At 36.7% G+C, this 16,673-nt stretch carries 19 protein-coding genes; 4 read left to right on the top strand and 15 right to left on the bottom strand.

The genetic code is table 11. The annotated features are described in order from the left end of the window. Window positions 1–4 precede the first annotated feature (4 nt). The 4 genes from QWT87_RS12585 to QWT87_RS12570 form a co-directional block, all read right to left on the bottom strand. Complete coding sequence (locus tag QWT87_RS12585; RefSeq protein WP_302716367.1) at window positions 5–1,126, bottom strand: lactonase family protein; 1,122 nt, start codon at window positions 1,124–1,126, stop codon at window positions 5–7. A gap of 378 nt (window positions 1,127–1,504) precedes the next feature. Beyond that, window positions 1,505–1,927: an organic hydroperoxide resistance protein gene (locus QWT87_RS12580; RefSeq protein ID WP_116097987.1), complete on the bottom strand. Its 423-nt coding sequence runs from the start codon at window positions 1,925–1,927 to the stop codon at window positions 1,505–1,507. Then, on the bottom strand, window positions 1,928–2,362 hold the full coding sequence (locus QWT87_RS12575; protein WP_302716366.1) for a MarR family winged helix-turn-helix transcriptional regulator: 435 nt from the start codon (window positions 2,360–2,362) through the stop codon (window positions 1,928–1,930). It abuts the gene before it with no gap. Between the two features lie 23 nt (window positions 2,363–2,385). Then, complete coding sequence (locus QWT87_RS12570; protein ID WP_087711009.1) at window positions 2,386–3,018, bottom strand: NAD(P)H-dependent oxidoreductase; 633 nt, start codon at window positions 3,016–3,018, stop codon at window positions 2,386–2,388. Window positions 3,019–3,200: 182 nt separating this feature from the next. Between QWT87_RS12570 and QWT87_RS12565 the strand changes: the two genes are divergently transcribed. After that, window positions 3,201–3,953 (top strand): SDR family oxidoreductase, encoded by a 753-nt coding sequence (locus tag QWT87_RS12565; protein ID WP_302716365.1) that lies wholly within the window; start codon window positions 3,201–3,203, stop codon window positions 3,951–3,953. Window positions 3,954–3,969: 16 nt separating this feature from the next. Here the strand turns inward: QWT87_RS12565 and QWT87_RS12560 are convergent, their stop codons facing one another. The 11 genes from QWT87_RS12560 to QWT87_RS12510 form a co-directional block, all read right to left on the bottom strand. Continuing rightward, window positions 3,970–4,281, bottom strand: a complete 312-nt coding sequence (locus QWT87_RS12560; RefSeq protein ID WP_302716364.1) for a hypothetical protein — start codon at window positions 4,279–4,281, stop codon at window positions 3,970–3,972. Window positions 4,282–4,347: 66 nt separating this feature from the next. Next, window positions 4,348–5,307: a protein-glutamine glutaminase gene (locus QWT87_RS12555; RefSeq protein ID WP_302716363.1), complete on the bottom strand. Its 960-nt coding sequence runs from the start codon at window positions 5,305–5,307 to the stop codon at window positions 4,348–4,350. A gap of 802 nt (window positions 5,308–6,109) precedes the next feature. Then, window positions 6,110–6,838, bottom strand: a complete 729-nt coding sequence (gene lipB / locus QWT87_RS12550) for a lipoyl(octanoyl) transferase LipB (RefSeq protein ID WP_302716362.1) — start codon at window positions 6,836–6,838, stop codon at window positions 6,110–6,112. Between the two features lie 32 nt (window positions 6,839–6,870). After that, the gene (gene trpA, locus QWT87_RS12545; RefSeq protein WP_235131212.1) at window positions 6,871–7,605 is read right to left on the bottom strand and encodes a tryptophan synthase subunit alpha; all 735 of its coding nucleotides are present in this window, start codon (window positions 7,603–7,605) and stop codon (window positions 6,871–6,873) included. 363 nt (window positions 7,606–7,968) lie between these two features. Beyond that, entirely contained in the window at window positions 7,969–9,147 is a 1,179-nt protein-coding gene (gene trpB, locus QWT87_RS12540) for a tryptophan synthase subunit beta (protein ID WP_302716360.1), read from the bottom strand. Then, window positions 9,137–9,700, bottom strand: a complete 564-nt coding sequence (locus QWT87_RS12535; protein WP_302716359.1) for a hypothetical protein — start codon at window positions 9,698–9,700, stop codon at window positions 9,137–9,139. The genes trpB and QWT87_RS12535 overlap by 11 nt, the downstream gene beginning before the upstream one ends. A gap of 193 nt (window positions 9,701–9,893) precedes the next feature. Continuing rightward, the gene (locus tag QWT87_RS12530; protein WP_302716358.1) at window positions 9,894–10,568 is read right to left on the bottom strand and encodes a phosphoribosylanthranilate isomerase; all 675 of its coding nucleotides are present in this window, start codon (window positions 10,566–10,568) and stop codon (window positions 9,894–9,896) included. A gap of 9 nt (window positions 10,569–10,577) precedes the next feature. Then, on the bottom strand, window positions 10,578–11,357 hold the full coding sequence (gene trpC, locus QWT87_RS12525) for an indole-3-glycerol phosphate synthase TrpC (RefSeq protein ID WP_302716357.1): 780 nt from the start codon (window positions 11,355–11,357) through the stop codon (window positions 10,578–10,580). Between the two features lie 180 nt (window positions 11,358–11,537). Beyond that, complete coding sequence (gene trpD, locus QWT87_RS12520; RefSeq protein WP_302716406.1) at window positions 11,538–12,524, bottom strand: anthranilate phosphoribosyltransferase; 987 nt, start codon at window positions 12,522–12,524, stop codon at window positions 11,538–11,540. A gap of 38 nt (window positions 12,525–12,562) precedes the next feature. After that, complete coding sequence (locus QWT87_RS12515; protein ID WP_076393270.1) at window positions 12,563–13,174, bottom strand: anthranilate synthase component II; 612 nt, start codon at window positions 13,172–13,174, stop codon at window positions 12,563–12,565. Window positions 13,175–13,330: 156 nt separating this feature from the next. After that, window positions 13,331–14,755 (bottom strand): anthranilate synthase component I family protein, encoded by a 1,425-nt coding sequence (locus QWT87_RS12510; protein ID WP_302716356.1) that lies wholly within the window; start codon window positions 14,753–14,755, stop codon window positions 13,331–13,333. 380 nt (window positions 14,756–15,135) lie between these two features. Here QWT87_RS12510 and QWT87_RS12505 point away from each other — a divergent pair, with 380 nt between their 5' ends. From QWT87_RS12505 to rlmF, 3 genes are read left to right on the top strand one after another with little or no spacing between them, the layout of a single operon-like run. Further along, window positions 15,136–15,357 carry a hypothetical protein gene (locus QWT87_RS12505; protein WP_076393272.1) on the top strand — a complete coding sequence of 74 codons (222 nt, stop codon included), beginning with the start codon at window positions 15,136–15,138 and terminating at the stop codon, window positions 15,355–15,357. Then, complete coding sequence (locus QWT87_RS12500) at window positions 15,357–15,731, top strand: c-type cytochrome (protein WP_302716355.1); 375 nt, start codon at window positions 15,357–15,359, stop codon at window positions 15,729–15,731. The genes QWT87_RS12505 and QWT87_RS12500 overlap by 1 nt, the downstream gene beginning before the upstream one ends. A 3-nt stretch (window positions 15,732–15,734) precedes the next feature. Continuing rightward, on the top strand, window positions 15,735–16,646 hold the full coding sequence (rlmF, locus tag QWT87_RS12495) for a 23S rRNA (adenine(1618)-N(6))-methyltransferase RlmF (RefSeq protein WP_302716354.1): 912 nt from the start codon (window positions 15,735–15,737) through the stop codon (window positions 16,644–16,646). Window positions 16,647–16,673: the final 27 nt, after the last annotated feature.

The following is a 16,673-nucleotide window of genomic DNA, read 5'->3' as shown; positions in this document are numbered from 1 at the left end:
ACAATCAATATCTTCTGATCTGCACATTCGAAACATTTCTGATCTTAATTTTTCTTCCGGCTTTTTTCAGCAAACCGGTTTCAGGATTTCTTTTAAAAACCGTAACATTATTCGTTGCCGTATTGGCGGTGATTAAAAATTGTCCGCTTGGATCGAGATTAAATGTTCTCGGATGTTTCCCTTTTACAGACTGATAACCGATTGTTTTCAGACTTCCATCGTCCTGAATCGAAAAAATAGCAATATTATTTTCTTTTCCGCGGTTGGAAGCGTACAAAAACTTTCCGTCCGGCGAAATATGAACATCAGAACTTTCAAAATCTTCTTTACAGGTTTCAGGATGGGTAAAAATCCTCTGAAGCGGATTCAGTTTTCCGTTTTCGTAAGCATAAACACTGACTGCACCGCCCATTTCTTCAATACAGTACGCGAATTTTCCATTCGGATGAAAGGTAAAATGCCTCGGTCCCGCTCCTAAAGTTGTTTTTATAAAAGGAATTTCAGCTTCCTGCAAAGGTGTATTTTTTTCATTGTTAAAACGATAGGCGCGAATTTTATCCGCTCCGAGATCAGGCAGAAATAGATAATCAGAATCCGGAGAAAAAACGGTGGAATGGATGTGCGCACGATTCTGTCTGTCAGGATTTACACTTCCTTCTGAAAATTTTATATTCTGCACAAAAGGTTCAAGAGTTCCGTTTTCTGAGATCGGGTAAACAGAAACGCTTCCTTCCGTATAATTTCCGTTAACGAGCCATTTTCCGCTTGGATGAACCGTCAGGTAAACCGGATTTTCACCACCGCTGCTTTGTTTACTGATGAACTGTAAAGTTTTTTTATCAGCATTAAATTCAAAACTGCTTACGCTTCCGCCGTTCTTTGTTTTGCTTTCCGTACACGCAAAAAGATATTTTCCGTTCGGTGACAAAGTGAGAAAAGAAGGATTTGAAATCCCCGAAACAGAAGCAATTTTCGATAGTTTTCCGTTTTGAGTATTCAATTCGTACACATAAATTCCCTCCGTTTCTTTTTCCCAGTTAAAGGAACCGAAAAAAACATACGTATGTTGAGCATACAACTGAAGATAGCTAAAAATTGTGATGAATAAGGTGAAAAGATTTTTCAAATGATTATGGTTTTTAAAGAAATTCTGTTTAAACTTTTTTACCGCAAAAGATGCAAAAGATTGTAACACTTTATTAGTTTAAGTTTAATACTCAAATGGGGAAAAAGAGCACATAAGTTTAAAAAATATCAAAGATTTTTTCTCTTTGCAGACTTTTGAAATACCTTGAATAAATCCAATAAAGACTTTTGTGTACCTTTTGCGGTTAAATTTAAAATGAGTTTAAACAAACTTTTTATCTATGTTTGAAGTTTACAACAAACATATAAACGTTTTTCGGATGAAACAAATTTCTGTTTAAAGTTTCTTATCCAACTAAACAAAAAAAATCTGCTTCCAAAGAAACAGATTTTGATATTTATTCCGTAAAATGCTGAATTAGTTGTTCGTAACTGAAAGTTTTACTTCGATATTATTTCTTGTCGCATTAGAGTACGGACAGATTTGGTGCGCTTTCTCTGTTAAAGCCTGTGCTTCCTCAATAGAAACTTCAGGAATGTTCACATCAAGCTGAACCGCCAATCCGAAACCGCCGTTTTCCAATTGTCCGATGCTTACTTCCGCCGTTACCGTAGTTTCTCCGGTTTTTGCTTTAGACAAAGAAATTACTCGGTTCAGTGCACTGTCGAAACATGCGGAATATCCTGCTGCGAAAAGCATTTCAGGGTTGGTGAAATCGTCATTGGCTCCGCCTAAAGCTTTAGGCATTTTCACGTCCAGATCAAGAACTCCGTTTTCGCTTTTTACGTGTCCGTTTCTTCCTCCTGTTGCAGTTACTTTTGTTGTATACAAAGTTTTCATTTATTTTTCTATTTTAGTTAATATTTTTTGAACATTTTCTTTCAGAGCTTTCCAGTCTTCAGGCGATGCTCCGATTTTCTGAAATAATTTTTCCGGAATTCCACAGGCTTTTTCCTGTAAATTTCTGCCGGATTCTGTGATGAAAACTTCCACCACACGTTCATCTTCTTTTTTTCTTCTTCTTTCGATAAATCCTTTATTTTCAAGTCTTTTAAGAAGCGGTGTAAGTGTTCCGCTGTCCAGATACAGCTTTTCGCCGATGCTGTTCACCGGAAGTCCGTCATGTTCCCAAAGCACCATCATCACAAGATACTGAGGATAGGTAATATCCAGCTCATCAAGAAAAGGACGGTAAAGCCCCGTAATTTCTTTCGCAATAACATATAAAGGAAAGCAGAGCTGGTTTTCTAATTTTAAAAATTCGGGATTTTCCATGATTTCTGAAAAATGAAAAGGTTTTATTTTTTGATGATGAATTCTTCCATCGGAATTCTTACTTTTTTCATGTGCGACAGCCAGTCGTTTTTCTCGTCTCTGTATCCTAAATACAGTAAACTCACACTTTTTAAGCCTAAATCTCTCAAGCCCAAAATTTCATCCACCACTTCATTGCTGAAACCTTCTGCAGGAGTGCTGTCTACTTTAAGTTCCGCAGCCTGAGCCATAGCAAGTCCTAAAGCAATATACGTTTGTCTTGCAGTATGCGCGAAATGTTCTTCTGGAGTCTGCGCACCGTAGATTTCTTTAATTTTATCGGTGTAGCTTGAAAATCTTCCTCTCGGCAAATCTCTTACATCGGTGTGATGATCGTACACTTTATCGATTTTCTCATCGGAGTAGCTGTCCCATGCCGCGAAAACCAGAACATGAGAAGAATCTCTCATTACTTCAGGATTCAAAGCTCCCTGAACCATTTTTTCTTTTAATTCCTGATTTTCTACTACGATCACACGGAAAGGCTGTAATCCGGAAGAAGTAGGAGCGAGTCTTGCGGCTTCTAAAATTTTATTTAAATCTTCTTCTGATACTTTTTTTGTTGGATCATATGCTTTTACAGCGTGTCTCCAGTTTAAATCTTCTATTAATGACATTTTGTTAATTTTTTTATTTGAATACTATGATGCAAAAATATTGCCAAATTAAATTGCACGCAATTTAATTTTGTTAAATTTAATTTAAAAATTTTTAAAACCTTCTTAAAACATCGCAGGAATCGGATTTTTTCTGAAGACTGAACTTTCCATTTTTGCTGAAGAATTTTAAACCAAAAACAATGCAGAGATTTAAAAACAAAACCGCTCTGATTACAGGCGGAACCAACGGAATGGGATTCACAACAGCACAACAGTTTATAGAAGAAGGAGGAAAGGCAATCATCACCGGAAGAAGTGAAGAAAATGTAAAAAATGCCGTAAAAAAGCTAGGCGAAAATGCGTTCGGAATTGTTTCGGATGCCGGAAAAATAAGCGATCTGATGAATCTTAGAAATGAAGCTGAAAAATTAACGGAACATATCGATCTGGTATTTGCAAATGCAGGATACGGAAGATTTGCTTCGATTGGAAATGTGGATGAACATCATTTTGATGAGCTTTTCAATATGCTGGTAAAAGGCAGCTTTTTTACAGTTCAGCAGATGCTTCCTTTAATGAAAGAGGGGAGTTCGGTTGTGTTTAATACTTCTTTTGTCACAGAATTCGGAATGTCCAATTTTTCAGTATATTCTGCTGCAAAAGCGGCGGTACAAAGTTTCATTAAGACTTTTGCTTCTGAGCTTATGGACAAGGGAATCCGCGTAAACGGAATCAGTCCGGGACATATCAAAACCAATATTTTTAATAATACGGGTTTAAATTCAGAACAGATTGATGAAGCGGTACAGCATATTATTCCTACCATTCCTTTTAAAAGACAGGGAGAACCCTCGGAAATTGCAAAAGCGGTACTTTTTCTTGCTTCCGATGAAGCATCTTACATTCACGGAGCCGAATTGAGAATTGATGCCGGAATATCTGTAATCAAATGATAATGTGATGAAAAGATTATTTTACGTCTTTGATCTGTCTGATAATATTGGTTTTATTTTCAATGCCAATATCATATTTTTTACTTTTCTTAAGACTTAAAGTTGCCTTTTCGATAAGATGAGTATAATCCTGAGATTTTTTTGAAAGATAGAAAACCTGCGCGCTGATTCCTATGGAAACACGGGCAAATTCCTGCGGCCGATCCGGATCATCTGTAATATCACTAATCACCGAATTGTTATACCATGTAATATTCTGTGAACTCTGATTGCCGGAGCAGGAAATGACCATCATTATTATGAAGAGAATATAGGTTAAGAATTTCATGAAAATATGATTTTAAAAAGCTCCTGCAAAATAACAAATAATTGCAGGAGCTATATAAAAGATTTGTTAGAATCCGCAGCTTGCTACACTTGGAGCCGGAACTGGAGAGCATCCGGACAATGTTGAAAATGTTGTCAGTACGCAATTCGTGTTTATATAATTGTTGTCATAAAGCAGCGAACCGGATGGGCTTCTGTAATATACATTTCCTGCCGTATTGGCGTAAGAAGAAGCAGAGGCGGAACCACAGCTTGTATTTACGCACGCATTTCTCCATGCAATATCAGTTACCGGTCCGGAGGTGAAAAGAGAAGGATCTATAATTCTTTTTTCCACCACACCGGAAGCATTTTTAAAGCTTACCAAAATAGCTACGTGATATCCCCACGAAACACAGCACGTTCCTGTAGAAGCTTTCAGGTTTCCGTAGACGAATTGTTTTTCGCAGTCATAACCTGCATTCAGAAGGATTTGTCTCATTTTATGAGCTCTTGCATAACATCCGTCTACTGCATATCTGAACGTGATGCATGGTGAAGAAGCTGTAGAAGTTCCGCAGGACTGATTTTTGATCTGTGTGAAAAGATTGTTCAGAGTCGCCTGATTCGGAATTACACTTACTGCTTTGCTGGTTTCGCTTTGAGTTTCTTTGGTGAAGATGGATTTGAAGTAAGTAACATCTTCATCTGTTGCTTTTTCAACTTTGGCAATTTCGTTGGAATTTTTTTTCAGAAAAACATGAACCGGAGTTTCATTTTCGACCGCTGATTGAATCATTGAGATGAAGGCTTCATTCTCTTTGCTGTCTTCAATTTCATAGAACTGCGCCGAAATGATGAAAGAAACTTTCAGTACATTGCCTTCTTTTTGAATCCCTACCGGAATAGTGCTGCCAAAGTCTCTCATGGCATTTTCATTGGTTTCTTTTGCAACAAGATTCGGATCCTGATTGGCACTGGAATCTGAACAGGCATTAGAGGAAAGTACCATCACAAATGCCATTGCGGATAGCAGAAATTTTTTCATAGTTTTAATTTTTGTGGTTAATGAGGTGCAGTTTATTCTTAATAGTTCACTGCGTTGTGATTTTAAAAGTAATAAAAAATTGAATATAAAATTCAAAATTTTTAAGAAATTTTATCATGCATTCAGATTACCGATGAATACTGGAAAAATTAAATTGGGCAAATGTATTTAACGTGAGTTCGATGAAATTAATGGGTCATAAATTGATCTTGTTTCATCACTCTTACCGAACTTCAGTCTGATGCGAAGATTACAATCAAGGTTAGGTTGGGCAAAATTGATGATAAGCTTTGGCTGAAATCTTTCTGTTTTTCTATTTAAGGTGAGTTCGGGATAAGTCTTCTTAACCGCAAGGTTAAACAAAGAGATTCAATTATCAGGAATTCAGCTTTTAAGATATACAAAGGCGTAAAACTTATCAAAGTAATACCATTTTTGTGTTTTTTAAATAAACGAAGTGCCTTTGTTTAGCTTACAAACTTTCAATAAGTAGAAAAAACTTTTGTTTTTCTTTGCGATAAATTAATACAATACTATAAATCAATTATTTAAATTTATTTCTTATCCCGAACTCAGGTTATTTAAGTTGTTTATAGTAAAAATCTTTGCTCCTTTAGGAGCAGAATCTGTGTAGAAATAATAATCAGTTCATCAATCAATCCGTAGGATTGATATCTGTAATTCTCAATGAATTTTCTAAAGATAGCGTTCCTACGGAACGCCGAACGTACGTCTAATATTGATTTTTTAATTAAAAATCCCTGCATATCGCAATATGCAGGGAAATGTTATTTAGTAAAAATTACTTAGCAATAAGTTCCGCTTCGAAAACCTCTGTAAAATGCTTTTTTATTTTCGCTTTAATATCTTCCATTTCTTCAGGAGTGAGTTCTCTTTCCAGTTCTCTTTTTAAGGAAGTTACCTGTTTGTCTTTAATTCCGCACGGAATGATGTATTCAAAATAACGCATATCCGTATTAACATTTAAGGCAAATCCGTGTAAAGTTACCCAGCGGGAAGCTTTTACGCCCATTGCACAGATCTTTCTCGCGTAAGGTCTTCCCACATCCAGCCAGACTCCGGTTTCTCCGGGAGAACGTTCGCCTTTCAATCCGTATTCGGCAATAGTTCTGATGATGACTTCTTCCAGATTTCTCATGTATTTATGAATATCCGTGAAGAAATTTTCAAGGTCTAAAATAGGATAACCTACAATCTGTCCGTAACCGTGATACGTAATATCTCCGCCGCGGTTTACCTTTACGAAAGTGGCATCAATCTCTTTCAGTTTATCAATTCCGGCAAGCATATTTTCTTCATGCCCGCTTTTTCCCAGTGTATACACATGAGGATGTTCCACGAGAAGAAAATGATTGGGCGTTTCGTTGTGCTGTTCCGCAGGAAGATCGCGGTTTTTAATTTTCAGATCTATGATGTTTTTCATCAGAGATTCCTGATAATCCCACGCCGACTGATATTCCCGCGTTCCTAAGTCTTCAAATTCTACTACTTTATTCTGAATTGTATTCATATCATTTTTTGAATACACAAATTTAGTGATTTTTAGGCTTTAATGGAATGGATGAAATCTATAGCTTTGGTCTTCCAGTCTCTATTTTGAAGTAAAATGTTGACGAAAGCAGTTCCGATGATTCCGCCATCCGCTTTTTCGGTTACATTTTCGAAGTCTTCTTTTGATTTGATTCCGAAACCGATCATCACCGGATTTTTCAAAGGAAGTGAAGCTAATCTTGAAAGATATTCCTCGTTTTTGAGAACAGCCTGATCGTTTCCGGTGGTTGAAGACGAACTTACCGCATACAAAAATCCTGAACTTAAGGAATCGAGGTATAAAATTCTTTCGTCCGAAGTTTCGGGAGTCACCAGAAAGGTGAAATTCAGATGGTATTTTGCTAAAATTTTCTGGTAATTTTTCTCAAATTCAATGGGAGGGAGATCGGGAATAATTAATCCTGAAACTCCGCTTTCCGAACATGCTGCACAGAATTCTTCAAATCCGAAACGCAGCACCGGATTGATATAGCCCATTAAAATTAAAGGAACTTTTATTTCGTTTTTAATGGATTTCAATTGTGAGAACAGTTTTTCGATCGTCATTCCGTTTTTCAGGGCTAATTCATGAGCCTGCTGAATAACGGGACCGTCTGCAACAGGATCGGAATACGGCATCCCGATTTCGATCATCTCTGCGCCGGAATCCTGAATTACCTGTATGATTTCAGCAGTATTTTCCAGTTCGGGAATTCCTGCGGTGAAGTATATATTTAGTTTTTTCATTTAAAAATGCTTTTTAATGATGTCATTTCGTAAAATCTGCTTAAAATGTTTTTTATTTTAACCGCAAAAGGTGCAAAAGATATTTATAATGTATGATTATAATATATTTTAAGCTTTCAAAAGTGTAAAAAATCAAAGATTTTTTGAAAACTGTTGAGATCTTTTTATTGATAAACACTAATCATTTAGTTTATCTTTTGTGACTTTTGTGGTTAAATAAAGTGTAAGTTCATCAGTTCTTTGTAATGACAAAAATTACTTTTTATGTTGACGATGCGATCCGGCTTGAACGGAGCTCTTTTTGTGCAGCAAAGCGGAACAAAAAAGCGGGAGTGGAAGACGGAAATTATCGCCCGAATTATTTTACAAATGTTTCAGATACGTTTCCATGTCTTTATCTCCGCGACCACTGAGACAAATGACTACAATATCGTCTTCGTTAAATTTCTTTTTATCGAAAACCGCGAGCGCGTGAGAGCTTTCCAGAGCGGGAATGATGCCTTCGAGTTTGGTGAGCTCAAATGCTGATTTCAAAGCCTCATCGTCGTTGATGCTGAAAAATTCTGCTCTTTGTTCCCTGAACAAATTCGCGTGAAAAGGTCCGATTCCGGGGTAATCCAGTCCTGCGGAAATGGAGTGGGGCTCAATAACCTGTCCGTCATTGGTCTGCATTACAAGGCTTTTGCTTCCGTGAAGAATGCCTAAAGTTCCCAGAAAAGTCGTTGCGGCAGATTTTCCGGATTCTACACCGAAACCACCGGCTTCAGCAGCAATAATTTTCACGTCTTTTTCGTTTACAAAATGGTAAAAAGCGCCTGCTGCATTGCTTCCGCCGCCAACACAGGCAATGATGTAATCCGGATTTTCTCTTCCTGCCTGTTCCAGAAGCTGTTCTTTTATCTCTTTTGAAATCACACTCTGAAATCTCGCCACAAGATCCGGAAAAGGATGCGGACCGACCACACTTCCGATCACGTAATGAGTGGTCACGGGATTGTTGATCCAGTCTCTTAAGGCTTCATTGACGGCGTCTTTCAGGGTTTTGGAACCTGAAGTTGCGGGAACGACTTTTGCGCCGAGCATTTTCATTCTTGCAACATTGGGAGCCTGTCTCTGGATATCGACTTCGCCCATGTAAACAATGCATTCCAGTCCTAAAAGCGCGCAGGCTGTAGCGGTGGCAACGCCGTGCTGTCCGGCTCCGGTTTCGGCAATAATTCTGTTTTTGCCGAGACGTTTTGCCAACAAAACCTGTCCTAAAGCGTTATTGATTTTATGTGCACCGGTGTGGTTGAGATCTTCTCTCTTTAAGTAAATTTTGGTATTGTATTTCCGGCTTAAATTTTTCGCAAAATACAGTGGTGTTGCACGTCCTACGTAATTTTTTAACAAATCCTGATATTCCTGTTGAAAATCTTCAGATTCAATAATGTCAAGATAGTTTTTTTGCAGTTCCTCTACGTTCGGGTAGAGCATTTCCGGGATGAAAGCGCCTCCGAATTCTCCATAATATCCGTGTTCGTCGGGGTTTCTATAATTCATTTTGTAATGTATTTATCAGTGAAAGGTTATAATCAAACTGCTGTCTGCTAATCTGTTTGTTCTGATGCAGCAAATGCAGTTTTGCAGTTAAATCTATTAAAATATCTAAATCTAATTTCGAGTTGTACATGGTAATCGCAATTTCAAGATTATCAACAAGATAATAAGAATCGAATTTCTCATACAGGCAGAAAATTTTACAGTAAACGATTCCGAAATCATATTTCACACCGGCTTTTACGTTGCTGTCGAGTAATTTATCGGCAATCACCACCAAATGATAGCTGTCCCAGAAATGAATGGTTTTAAAGAAATATTCGACATCTTCTTTGTGAAAATTTTTAATGATTTCGATGAAATCACTTAATAATCCTCCGATGTACCAATATTCTGTATTGCTGTCATTTTCAGAGACAAAATCATGCAGTCTTTCTACTTTTTCATTTTCAAATTTTTGAGAAAACAGGACTCTGCGAACGGATTTTCCGATCTCTTCAAGATTTAATTTCTTAAATTTTAAAAGCTTCAGTTTTCTCGAATAATATTTTTTCAATGTTTTTTGTTTTTTTATTATTGATTATCCGTTATTGATCATAATGCTTAATTTTAACGCAAAGAATCGCTAAGATTCTTTTATATACCAACTGTTTTTAAGTTCGCAAAGGCGTTTCACTCAGCAAAGAACTCAAAGGTTTTCTAATTACGACAAATTACGGACAATCATTTTTATTGTGTTTAATTTATGATCAGATCAGTTTTTCTTTAAATATTTTTATCTGGCTGATGTTTTTAACTCCGGGTTCTGTTTCAAACCTCGAATTGATGTCCAGAGCAAAAGGCTTTTGTTGTAAAATGCCGATGTTTTCTGTATTTTCTTCTGAAATTCCGCCACTTAAAAAATAGGGAAGGGGAATTTCAATGTCGTTTAACAGATTCCAGTCGAAGGTTTTTCCTGTTCCTCCAAATGTTTTTGAATCGGTATCGAAAAGAATATAATCGTTTGTTTGCGCATATTGATTGATTGTTTTCTGAAGTTCATCAGAGTTTTGGCTTCCAATTCGGATTACTTTGATGATTTTGATTTCAGAATTTAATTTTTTTCTTAATTCTGTAATAAAATTTTCATCTTCATCGCCGTGAAGCTGTATGAAATTCAGTTTTGCTTTTTCTGTTGTTTCAACTATTTTTTCTAAGTTTTCATTTACAAAAACGCCGACTTTCCCTGAATGTTCAATTGCTGAAATCTGTTCCGGATTCAAATGTTTCAAAACATACCTGAGCGATTTCTCATAAAAGATAAAACCGAGAAAGTCTGTCTGTAAAGATATTAACTTCTGAATCTGATCAGATTGGGTTAATCCACAAACTTTTAGCTTCAGAGCGGTTTTATTCGTCAATAGATCGTTGTCTGTAAAATTCATACCTGATTTTTAAATTCCTGTATTCGAAATAAATTCAGCTAATTTTTTTCCGGGATCTTCATGTTTCATAAAATATTCACCCATCAGAAATCCGTCGAAACCTTCATTTTTTAAGTATCTGAAATCTTCTTCGTTGTAGATTCCGCTTTCGGCAACAGACAGAATGTCTTTCGGAAGCTGATTTTTCAAATTAACGGAATGTTGCAGATCTACTTTGAAATCTTTTAAATTTCTGTTGTTAATTCCCACAAGATCAATATTTTTATGGATGTGTTTCAGCTCTTCTTCGGTATGGATTTCCAGTAATACTTCCAATCCCAACTCGTGAGAAAGTTCTGTAAATTCTGAAACCTGCTGCGGTGAAAGACAGGCTGCAATCAGCAAAATAACATCTGCACCGATGCTTTTGGCTTCATAAAACTGATATTCATCAATCATGAAATCTTTTCGCAGGATCGGAATATTTACAGAATTTCTTACATTCAGAATATCCTCAGAACTTCCTCCGAAAAAATCACGATCCGTTAAAACAGAAATTCCGCTCGCCCCGAACTTTTCATATGCGGAAACCACTTCTAAAGGTGAAACTGTATCATTAATAATTCCTTTTGAGGGTGACTGTCTTTTGAATTCAGCAATGATTCCGCTTCTCTTTTTTAAGCTTTCTTTCAGTGAAAAATTTTCTCTTCCGAAAAATTCAGATTCCTTCAATGCTGAGACTGAAGTATTCGATTTCGAGAAGGAAACCTCTTCTTTTTTTCTTTGTATGATTTTATCTAAAATATTCATCTTTCTTTTTAATTTACTATTCATTGTCATTTCGAACGTAATGAAATGAAGTGAGAAATCTGTTTTTAAATGTAGTTATGTGTACCTAAAGTTTTCAGCATATTCTGTGTTTTTATAGATTCTTCACTTCACTGCGTTTCGCTCTGAATGACAAAAGACCGATAATGAAATGAAAAAGTATTATTCCAAAAGAAGTTGCAGACTTCTTAATGCTTTTCCTCCATGTAAACTTTCTTTCGCCATCAAAAGGCAATCTTCATAGCTTCCGAATTTATCGGTGTGATAAAGGGCAACCGCTGCATTTGCCAATACGACAGCATTCTGTTGTTCCGTTCCTTTTCCCTGAAGAATATTTCTGAAAATTTTTGCCGTTTCCTGAGGTGTTTCGCCTGCTTTTATGCTTTCATGCGTGATAGAATCAAAACCTAGATCTTCTGTGGAATAGACTTCTTCTCCTTTTTTGGTAATAATTTTACTGTCGTGGGTAAGGCTGATCTCGTCGTAGCCGTCCATCCCGTGAACCAGAGTAAAGTGACGGTTATCTTTTTGCAATAAATACTGGTAAATTCTTGCGATTTCCAGATTGTAAACGCCGATCATGGAAAACTGAGGTTTTGCAGGATTCACAAGCGGACCGAGAAGGTTGAAGAAAGTTCTGAGACCTAAAGCTCTGCGCAGCGCACCAACCGATTGCAGTGCCGGATGAAAATAGGGTGCATGTAAAAAGCAGATGTTGGCTTTTTCAAGATCTTCCTGAAGTTTTTCCGAACTGTTTTTGAATTCGTAGCCCAGTTCTTCCAGTACATTGGAAGCTCCGGTGATGGTAGAAGCTCCGTAATTTCCGTGTTTCGTTACTTTCTGTCCCGCTCCTGCAACTACAAAACTTGCTAAAGTTGAGATATTGATAGTGTTTTTTCCGTCACCGCCCGTTCCTACAATATCAATGGCATCTCCGGAATCTATGTTTACGGGAACTGCCATTTGCAGAAGGGCTTCACGAAAGCCTTCGAGCTCTTTAAGCGTGATATTTCGCATGAGGAAAACACTTATAAAAGCCGTAACTTCGGTTGCATTGAATTTATTCTGGGCAATCTCAATCATAATCGCCTTTGCCTCAGATTTGGACAAGGTATGATGATTAAAAAGGTATTGCAGGATCTCTTTCATTTGTGGAGGTTTTATGGTTGAGGGAATTTGTGCTGTTTTCAATTGAGTAAAAAATTTTTAATGATAATTTCTCCCTGTGGAGTAAGAATGCTTTCCGGATGAAACTGTACGCCATGAACATCATATTTTTTGTGCTGTAACGCCATAATCATTCCATCTTTGTCTACTGCGGTAATTTCCAGTTCTTCCGGTAAATCTTCGCGGTTAACAACCCAGCTATGATATCTTCCGACTTCAATTCCGCTGGATAGATTTTTAAAAATTTTGGTATCTTCTTTTACGAAATCTGCGGAAGTTGCCACTCCGTGAAAAATTTCGGAAAGATTGGTTAAACTTCCTCCAAAAGCTTCTGCAATCGCCTGCTGACCGAGACATACGCCTAAAATGCTTTTTGTAGGAGCGTATTCTTTGATCAGATCCAGTAAAATTCCGGCTTCTTCCGGAATTCCGGGACCGGGTGAAAGTACGATTTTATCGTACTGATCGATTTCTTCCAGACTGATCTGGTCATTCTTTACCACATCCACTTTGGTATCCAAAACTCTCTCGATAATCTGAACCAGATTGTAGGTAAAGCTGTCGTAGTTATCGAATACGAGAACTTTAGCTGATGGCTTTTGGTTGTTTGTTGATGGTTCTGTATTATTCATTTTTATTTTTTTCTGTAATAATTAATAAATCCGTTTAGCAATTTTTGAAAAGGATTAAAACTTTTTCTTTTAGACAATTTTAAGTTGAATCATAAATTAAATTTGATAGTTTTCTGGATTCAGTCCAGACGTCTAAATTCTGTCAACTAGACTCAATCAACTATTCACTAATTTCTCCGCTTTTTCCACTGCTTTTTTCAGGGCATTCAGTTTATTGTTTACTTCCTGAAGCTCACTTTCGGGGTTTGATTTTGCTACAAGTCCGGCTCCTGCCTGATAATAAAGCGTATTGTTTTTACTTAAAAAAGTACGGATCATAATTGCCTGATTGCAGTCTCCGTTCAAGCCAATCATCCCGATGCACCCGCCATAATATCCTCTGGAATCTTTTTCATATTGGTTAATTAACTGCAACGCTCTGTGTTTCGGGGCTCCACTTAAAGTTCCCTGCGGAAAAGTTGTTGCCACCATTTCGAAAGGATTTACATTTTCCTGCAGATCTGCTGTCACTTCGCTTACCATGTGGATAACGTGCGAAAAAAGCTGTATTTCTTTTAATTTGGTTACCGTTACGTTTTTTCCGAGTTTTCCAAGATCATTCCTTGCAAGATCAACAAGCATAGTGTGTTCTGCATTTTCTTTTTCATCATTTTTTAAAGTTTCGATAGACTGGAGATCAGTTTCAAAATGTCCTCTTCTTTTGAATGTTCCGGCAATCGGATGAATAACGGCCTTGTTGTTTTTGATGATTAACTGGCTTTCAGGGCTTGAACCGAAGAGTTTGTAGTTGCCATAATCGAAGAAAAATAAATAAGGGGAAGGATTGATGTTTCTTAATGCACGGTAGACATTGAATTCATCTCCTTTAAATTTCTGCTGAAATCTTCTGCTTAAAACCAATTGAAAGACATCGCCTCTCATGCAATGTTTCTGAGCTGTTTTTACGAGTTCAATATATTCTTCATCCGTAATATTAGAAGTTTCTGCTCCTTCTTTTTCAAAAGGATAAATTACAGAATTCAGATTCTTGATTAAGCTTTCAAGAAGGTAAAATTCAGATTTTACACCTTCCATCTGATTTTCAATAATATGCATTTCATCATTGTAATGATTGATGGCAATAACATATTGATATAATCGGTAACGAAGAATCGGGATTTCAACTTCGGGACTCTGCGCTTTGAACTGAATATTTTCAAAAAACTGAACCGCCTCGAAACTGGTATATCCGAAAAGGCTTTGTGCAGTCTGTTCTATAGGATCTGCCGTTTTTTCGCATTCGAAAAGATCCGAGAAATTCTGAAAAACATCTTCAATTTTATTTTCAATGATAAATTGTTTTACAGGTTCCTGTCCCGGAAGCTTTATTTCAAAATCATTTAAATTTTTAATTTCGATTCCGGCAATCGCATTGATGGCAATGAAAGAAAAGTTATTATCGATATTTTTAGAATCTGAGCTCTCCAGAAGAATAGTATCTCTGAATTTGTCGCGAATCTGCAGATAGATATTCATCGGAGTCTGAAGATCTCCGAGTGTTTTTTTGGAAACGGTTTTTATTTTTATCTTTTTACTGAACATTGCAGTTGAATTTTAAAATGGATGAAACAAAAAAAGACTTCAACGGATTACGTCAAAGTCTTTATTATTTGTTATAAATTATTTCTGTTGGTTGTTTAGCATTAACAACATGACAATAACATCAGACCCGACGAAGAGTTTGAATGCCACCACCACATATTTTTGTTGTTAACCATAGTACAAATGTATATAATTTTTTTAATATGAAAACAAAAAAATTATGAAATTAAAAAAACTTAATCTGAAAACTGATGGCTTTCACTAATCAGAAAAATCTTTTAGCAGAAAAAATTTAATGAAATATCTTTAAAAATGGAGGTTTATCATAAGCTTGAAAGTTTATTTTTTATATTTTTGTCTAAATTTTTATAGGAAAAATAATGAAAAAAGTATTAGCAATCGCGTTTATCGGTGGTTTATTGGCAGCTAGCTGCTCTAAAAAGCCAAATCATGACTTACAGGACAGCAACACGATGTTGCCAGAGCCGGATGCTCCAACGGTGGTGGATTCTACTGCCAAAAAAACTGAAGCAGCAAAAGTAAATGCCGCAGAATCTCTTCCTGCAGCTGAAGCTAAAGCAGATACTCTTACAAAAAAATAATGAAAAATCTGTTTTTGACAGGATGTCTGGCAATGCTGATGTTTTCCTGTTCCAAAAAAGAAAATACACCTGTTGATACGGCTTCTCCCGAAGCTACATCAATGAATGAACCGGCGAAAAGTAATCTTTCCGGCGACAAAATTATTGAAACGCTGGACTGTTCCGGATGTCATGCGGTGAATGAAAGAATGATAGGACCTTCTTATCAGGAAATAGCAGATAAGTATTCTGAAAAAGATACAGAAATGCTGGCTTCCAAGATTATAGAAGGCGGAAGCGGAGTTTGGGGAGGCGTTCCGATGTCTCCACATCCACAGGTATCGAAAGAAGATGCCAAAAAAATGGTACAGTATATTTTAAGTCTGAAAAAATAATTGATGACTGAAAAGTCTGCTTTACACCCAAGAAATCTGCATCGTGATCCTTATGATTTCGAACAACTGATTTCCTGTGTACCGGAACTTAAACACTATGTTTTTGTGAACGCTTATCAAAGTGTAACAATTAATTTCAGTCTTCCGAAGGCTGTAAAATTGCTGAACAAAGCTTTACTGTTACACTTTTATAAGGTTCAGGATTGGGATATTCCCGATGGTAATCTCTGTCCTCCGATTCCCGGAAGAGCAGATTACATTCATTATATTGCCGATTTAATCGGTGAAAAAGATCCTGAGAATTTTGATATTAAAGGACTGGATATCGGGACAGGAGCAAATCTTGTCTATCCTTTAATTGCCCACCGTTCTTACGGATGGAAAATGACGGGAACTGATATTAATGACAATTCCCTGAAAAACGCAGAATATATTTTAAGTCAGAATCCGGATTTATTACCTTTTATACATCTGAAAAAACAGCCGGAAACTCAACGTATTTTCAAAAATATTATTGATAAAGAAGATCGTTTTGCATTTTCGATGTGCAATCCGCCTTTTCATGATTCCGAAGAATCTGCCATGAAAGGGAATTTCAGAAAGACAAAAAATCTCAAAAAATCTACGGTTAAAAAGCCATTACTGAACTTTGGAGGACAACAGTCGGAATTATGGTGTGAAGGCGGAGAACTGGCTTTCATCACAAAAATGATTCGCGAAAGCGCTCTGTATTCCTCTCAGGTTTTATGGTTTACCTGTCTTGTTTCCAAAAAAGAGAACCTCAGTAAATTAACATTCCTTTTAAAGAAAATAAAAGCAGTCGATTTCAGGATTATCGAAATGTCTCAGGGACAGAAAATCAGCCGTATATTGGCGTGGACTTTTGTTTCTCCCGACAAACATAAAAAATGGTGATCTATTTTAAAAAAACGTCCTACAAAT

The organism is Chryseobacterium urinae, assembly GCF_030518295.1.
Classification (GTDB): Bacteria; Bacteroidota; Bacteroidia; order Flavobacteriales; family Weeksellaceae; genus Chryseobacterium; species Chryseobacterium mucoviscidosis.
Note: the sequence above shows the minus strand (reverse complement) of the source record. Positions and strands in the feature narration are given on the sequence as shown.